Origin of the sequence: Sphingomonas hankookensis, from assembly GCF_022664465.1 — a bacterium.
GTDB classification, from domain to species: Bacteria; Pseudomonadota; Alphaproteobacteria; order Sphingomonadales; family Sphingomonadaceae; genus Sphingomonas; species Sphingomonas hankookensis.
On the sequence record NZ_JAKREV010000021.1, the window covers coordinates 1 to 5,085 of the forward strand.

The 5,085-nt window shown below is 63.0% G+C and carries 4 protein-coding genes; 3 read left to right on the top strand and 1 reads right to left on the bottom strand.

The features are described from left to right. Window positions 1–138: 138 nt before the first annotated feature. Window positions 139–681, bottom strand: a complete 543-nt coding sequence (locus tag MF610_RS18810; RefSeq protein WP_010339851.1) for a MarR family winged helix-turn-helix transcriptional regulator — start codon at window positions 679–681, stop codon at window positions 139–141. Between the two features lie 104 nt (window positions 682–785). Between MF610_RS18810 and MF610_RS18815 the strand changes: the two genes are divergently transcribed. The 3 genes from MF610_RS18815 to MF610_RS18825 all read left to right on the top strand — a co-directional run bounded on the left by MF610_RS18815 (window position 786) and on the right by MF610_RS18825 (window position 4,963). Further along, on the top strand, window positions 786–1,262 hold the full coding sequence (locus MF610_RS18815; RefSeq protein WP_010339850.1) for a YkgB family protein: 477 nt from the start codon (window positions 786–788) through the stop codon (window positions 1,260–1,262). Window positions 1,263–1,395: 133 nt separating this feature from the next. Further along, the gene (locus MF610_RS18820; RefSeq protein WP_010339849.1) at window positions 1,396–1,980 is read left to right on the top strand and encodes a recombinase family protein; all 585 of its coding nucleotides are present in this window, start codon (window positions 1,396–1,398) and stop codon (window positions 1,978–1,980) included. 4 nt (window positions 1,981–1,984) lie between these two features. Continuing rightward, window positions 1,985–4,963 carry a Tn3-like element ISMpo10 family transposase gene (locus MF610_RS18825; RefSeq protein WP_012449407.1) on the top strand — a complete coding sequence of 993 codons (2,979 nt, stop codon included), beginning with the start codon at window positions 1,985–1,987 and terminating at the stop codon, window positions 4,961–4,963. The last annotated feature ends 122 nt before the right edge of the window (window positions 4,964–5,085 follow it).

The following is a 5,085-nucleotide window of genomic DNA, read 5'->3' on the forward strand; positions in this document are numbered from 1 at the left end:
TTGTGCACATCCAGCCCGATATACTTCGCCACATTCGACATGACTCGCCTCCGTTGCTGACTACTCCACCGTCAACATCTCAGATTTGAGCCGCAAAGGCTTCCCGCAGTCATCGGGTCTAAGCGTCTCTGCGCGCACTTATGGGTCGACTCTATGCGTCGACGACTCCAGCATTCCAAAGGCATCCATCGGACAGTTGTAGCATCGCCTCTCGTCGCAGAGCCGGCATATCGTCAGCGCCGAGACAGCGTCGTCAGACATCTGCGCAAGTATTGTCTCGGCAATACGTTCCAGCACGAGGCGGTCAGCATTCGAGACATGGCTAAGGATTTCGGATAAAGTCTCGTTTCTTCGTTGCAGGATCGCAGATAGGCGAGTCTCGCCTGCCTCAGTGAGCATCAGCGCTACTGCACGACGGTCCCGTAGCGCTTTGGATCGAACGGCGAACCCGGCTGCAACCAATCGATCGACAAGCCGCACCGTCCCCGCGTGGGACAAGCCTAGCACCCGTCCTAATTCGTCGATCGAAAGACCGGTCGCGTGACCGATGACGACGATCGCCGCGGTGGTTTCGCCACCGCCGGGTATCGTCGGGTCGAATGCCGCCTTCTTAATTCGATCGGTGATGCCCACTGCGAGGGCGCCGAACAGATTGACGAGCCGGTCCGAGAGTACGTTCAAAGGGTTGCCTCATTCATTGATGGCGCATAGTGTATGCGCAGCGCATATATCACGCCTGTCTAAGCATGAAGGCAGGTCATGCGCCATGATGAAAGCGAGGCACCATGTTTTCGACATTACACATAGCTGAAAAGACGACCGGCTCTCGCGGGTCTCTCGCGTTGCTGCGCTGGGCGCTGGTGGTCATCTTTCTCTGGTTCGGTTGCATGAAATTCACGAGCTATGAAGCGATGGGCATCGCGCCATTGATGAAGAACAGTCCGATCATGAGCTGGATTCCGGCCGTTTTTGGGGTGCAGGGTGGAAGCTATTTTATAGGCACCGTCGAGCTCGCGACGGCCGCTGCGCTGATTATCGGTGCTTTCAACAAGACGGCCTCCGCTCTCGGCGCGGCGATGTCATGCCTAACTTATGCCGTGACACTGACGTTTTTCCTGAGCACGCCTGGCGTCGCCGAGCCGACCGCTGGCGGGTTCCCGGCGATTTCGGCCGGAACCGGACAGTTCCTGTTGAAGGACCTGGTGCTTCTTGCGGCATCAGCGTGCCTTCTACTTGCGTCCATACGGACAGCAGACGCGTGACGGCAAACAGGTGATAGGCGACGCTCCGGACCTGCGCTTTTGCCGAACCATACCCGCCTCAGCCCATAACGATCGACAAACCCTGTCGCTTTGATAGGGTGTTCGAAAACATGCTTTCGAGGGTTTGTCGTACATGCTGGTCGGATATATGCGGGTGTCAACGACCGATGACCGCCAAACGGTCGATCTCCAGCGGGACGCGCTCGTCGCAACCGGGGTCGATCATCGGCATCTCCATACCGACAAGGCATCCGGCGCGCGCGACGACCGACCAGGCCTGAAAGCCTGCCTCGACTATCTGAACGCGGGCGACACACTGATCGTGTGGAAGCTCGACCGGCTCGGACGCTCGCTGCCGCACCTGCTGACGATCGTCACCGATCTGAAGGCGCGCGGCATCGCGTTCCGGTCGCTGACCGAGCAGATGGATACGACCACGCCGCACGGCGAATTGCTGTTCTCGCTGTTCGGTGCATTGGCACAATATGAGCGTGCGCTCACGCGCGAACGGGTGATGGCGGGACTGGCTGCTGCCAAACGCCGGGGACGCCAAGGTGGCCGCCCGCCGATGATCGACGCCGAAACGCTCGAGCGGATCACCGCCGCGCTGGATGGCGGGGCCAGCAAGGCGTCCGTCTGCCGGACCTTCAAGGTGCCGCGTTCGACCCTTCTCGGCACGCTTGCCCGGATCGGCTGGACCGCACCGGCCAAGGTCTAAGCCGATGCCGCGTCGCGCCGTCCTGTCGGACGAGCAACGCGCGGCGTTGCTCGCGCTTCCCGACGACGAAACCCTGCTCGTCCAGCACTGGACATTGAGCCGGGACGACTTGGCCATCATCGTCCGCCGGAGGCGACCGCATAACCGGCTGGGTTTCGCGATCCAGCTTTGCGCGCTGCGCTATCCTGGCCGTTTCCTGCGACCCGGTGAACTGATCCCTGATACGCCGCTCGCGTTCGTCGCAGAGCAATTGCAGGTCGGACCCGAGGTGCTGGCCGACTACGCGACGCGCGGCCCGACCCGGTACGAACAGCTCGATGCACTGCGCGATGCATTCGGCTTCATGCCGCTCAGTCGGCCGCTGCGAACGACGTTGCAGGAATGGCTCCTGCCGATCGCGCTGACGACGACCAGCGGGGCTAGGCTGGCGCGCGTGATGCTGGATGAGTGCCGGCGACGGCGCATCATTGTGCCGGGCATCAGTTCGGTCGAGCGGATGGTCGCACAGGCGTTGCTCGATGCCGAACGCCATGTCGCCGAGCATCTGACCCGAGGACTCGATGCTCGACAGCGCCGGCTGCTCGATGCGCTTCTCCTGCCCCACACAGGCACGAACTTGAGCGATCTGGCCTGGGTGCGGCAGTCACCCGGCAAGCCCGGCCGAAAGACATTCGCCGCCATCATCGAGCGACTGACACTGCTTCGGGCCATCGGGATCGATCCGGATATCGCCGTAGGCGTCCATCCCGAGCGCCTCCGACGCCTGTGCCAGGAAGGCGTGCGGCTGACCGCGCAACATGTTCGGACGCTGCAAGCGACGCGGCGTCGCGCCACATTGGTGGCGACCATCCTCGAAACCATCGTTACCCTCACCGACGATGCGGTGCTGATGTTCGATCGCCTGCTTGGGCAGATGTTCCGGCGCGAACAGAACAGCGCGGACACGACACTCAAGCGCAACCGGCGCACCATCAACGGCAAAATCCGGCTGCTTGCCCAACTCGGCGCTGCCTTGCTCGCCGCCAAGATATCAGGTGGCGATATCGGCGCTGCGGTCGAGGCAGCGATCGGATGGAATGATCTCGGCCGCGAGGTCGATGAAGCCCGCAAGCTGATCCGCCCCGATTCGGTCGATCCCGTCGCGGTCGCCGCGACCAATTACCCCGTCCTCCGACAGGTCGGTCCCTCGTTCATCGCCTCGTTCACATTCGGGGCGGTGCCAGCCTGCCATGCGCTCGCGCGAGCGGTCGCGATCATGCGCGACCTTCATTTTGGTCATCTGCGCAAATTGCCTGCAGGCACGCCAGTCGGCTTCATCCGGCAAGCTTGGCGTCGGGCGATCGGCACCGGCATTCCCGATCGCAGGATCTATGAATTGTGCGTGCTGGTCGAGCTTCGCGACCGGCTTCGCGCCGGCGACATGTGGGTCGAGGGAAGCCGACGCTATCGTGCTGTCGAGCAGCAACTCATTCCTGCCCCCGTATTCGCCAACATGCGCGCGGCCGGCCCCTTGCCGATACCGGCACCGGATACGGCCGATATCTGGCTGGCCGAACGACGCGCCCGCCTCGCCCGTCGATTGGCCGAGGTCGAGCGAAAGGCGGAGACGGACGCGCTGGAAGACGTGCAGCTCAGCTTGGGCAGGCTGCGGATTTCGCCCTTGAAGGCGATTACTCCCGAGGAATCCGATACCGCCCTTGCGCCGCTCTATGCGCATCTGCCCGCGATCCGCATCACCGACCTTCTTGCCGAAGTCGATCGATGGACCGGGTTCAGCCAGTGCTTCACGCATCTGCAAAGTGGCCGTGCCGCGGATGAACCACGTGCGATCCTCACGGCGGTGCTCGCCGATGCCACCAATCTGGGCCATACGCGCATGGCGGAAGCCTGCAATCTCGTGACCCAGCGCCAACTCGGTTGGCTCGCCTCGTGGCATCTGCGCGAGGAAACCTACGGTCGCGCGCTCGCCCGGCTTGTCGACGCCCAACACACCGCGCCGCTGGCCGCGCTGTTCGGGTCCGGCACCTCGTCCAGCTCAGACGGTCAGAACTTTCCGCTCGACCGCCGCGCCCAGGCAACCGGCGCAGTCAATCCGCACAAGGGGACAGAGCCGGCTGTCTCCTTTTACAGCCACGTCTCGGATCGCTACGCGCCGTTCCATTCCACAGTTATCTCCGCTTCGGCGAGCGAGGCGGCACAGGTGCTCGACGGGCTGCTCCACCACGGCGCCGATCTGCACATCGAAGAGCATCACGTCGATGGCGGGGGCGTCTCCGACCATGTGTTCGCGCTATGTCATCTGCTTGGGTTCCGGTTCGCGCCGCGTATCCCGAATATCGCCGCACGCCGTTTGCACCTGTTTAACGGCATCGAACCCGGCCCCGATATTGCGCCGCTGGTCGCGGGCCGCATCGACGAAGGTCTGATCGAGGCACACTGGGACGACGTGCTGCGACTGGGAACCTCGATCCGCACAGGCGTCGTCAGCGCCTCGATCATGCTGGAACGGCTCGGCTCCTATCCACGCGCCAACGGCCTGGCACTGGCGTTGCGCGAGATCGGTCGCGTCGAGCGTACCCTGTTCACGCTCGACTGGATCGAGCAGCCCGAACAGCGTCGCCGCGCCACCCGCGAACTCAACAAGGGAGAAGCGGAAAATGCCCTGAAACGCGCCATCTTCTTCCATCGCATCGGCCGTATCCGCGATCATGCGCTGCAAGCCCAAAGCCATCGGGCGAGCGCGCTGAACCTCGTCGCCGGTGCCATCGTCCTGTGGAACACGACCTACCTGCAAGCCGCCCGGATGCATCTCGCCAACCTCGGCCGGCCGGTCCCGCCGGACCTGCTGCAACACCTATCACCGCTCGGTTGGCAGCATATCAATCTCACCGGCGATTACCTCTGGACCGATCCCGATGCGCCATCCACCGCGCTCAGACCGCTTCGCCAGATGCGCGCCGTCGAAGGCACGGCAAAACCTTAGACCCGATGACTGCGGGAAGCCTTTGCGGCTCAAATCTGAGATGTTGACGGTGGAGTAGTCAGCAACGGAGGCGAGTCATGTCGAATGTGGCGAAGTATATCGGGCTGGATGTGCACAAGGCG